This window comes from Suttonella ornithocola (assembly GCF_001889065.1).
GTDB classification, from domain to species: Bacteria; Pseudomonadota; Gammaproteobacteria; order Cardiobacteriales; family Cardiobacteriaceae; genus Suttonella_A; species Suttonella_A ornithocola.
Map to the genome: position 1 here is coordinate 1 of NZ_LWHB01000339.1, position 850 is coordinate 850.

General features: G+C 38.8%; 2 protein-coding genes. Both read left to right on the forward strand.

Features of this window, described 5'->3' with window-relative positions:
* The first annotated feature begins 66 nt into the window (after positions 1-66).
* A complete protein-coding gene (locus tag A5N85_RS14240) occupies positions 67-261 on the forward strand; it encodes an IS630 transposase-related protein (protein ID WP_072577683.1) in 195 nt (64 codons plus the stop codon).
* A 363-nt stretch (positions 262-624) separates the two neighbouring features.
* The gene (locus tag A5N85_RS15470) at positions 625-795 is read left to right on the forward strand and encodes a transposase (protein WP_282956004.1); all 171 of its coding nucleotides are present in this window, start codon (positions 625-627) and stop codon (positions 793-795) included.
* Positions 796-850 lie beyond the last annotated feature (55 nt).

An 850-nucleotide genomic window follows, 5' to 3' on the forward strand; every position in this document is an offset into this window, starting at 1 on the left:
AGCAAATTCACCGTCTATACTGGATTAAAATCCCATCCTAAGGTTTACTGAGCGTAAGCCTCAAAGATTGATGATGAAACCTTGCTTAAGGATATTGAGCAGTATCCCGATGATTACCAATGGGAAAGCGCTAGACGTTTTAATTGCTCGCAATCAGCGATTTGTTATGCTCTAAAGCGACTAAAGATAACGCATAAAAAAAGATTAACCAACATCCAAAAACCGACACAGAGAAAAGAGAGCACTTTCAAGAACAAATAGTGGATAAGACCGCTCAAGAAAAACCGATAGTCTATCTTGATGAATGTGGTTTTATAGTGCGATCAGCTAAAAAACAAAACATCCTATAGCCCTTATCTAGCCATTCTGGCGGTAGATAACGTTCTGTTTTTTAGCTGATTTGACTATAAAGCCTTTGCTCATAGACCTTATGGCTACAGCACAAAAGGACAAGTTTGTCATGGAAGTGATAACTGGCATTTAAAGAACCAGAGCAATGCGATTGGAGCCATTATCAATGGAGAATTGTTTGCCTTACGCTTATATGATGGTTCTATTAACAGCGATATTTTCTCTCATTGGGTGAGAGAAGCACTGTTACCTGAGTGACCTAAAAACAGTGTAATTGTCATGGACAATGCCGCTTTTCATAAACGCAGTGATATTCAAGCAATCATTGAAGAGCATGGGCATGAGATAGTTTGGTTACCCCCTTATAGTCCAGACTTAAATCCCATTGAAAAGATGTGGGCTTGGATTAAGCAAATAGCAAAGAATGGCGGATGGATGTATTGATACTTTATGCTTTTATCTGCTTTGGATTGGATTGGGTTGGGTTTTAGATGATTGC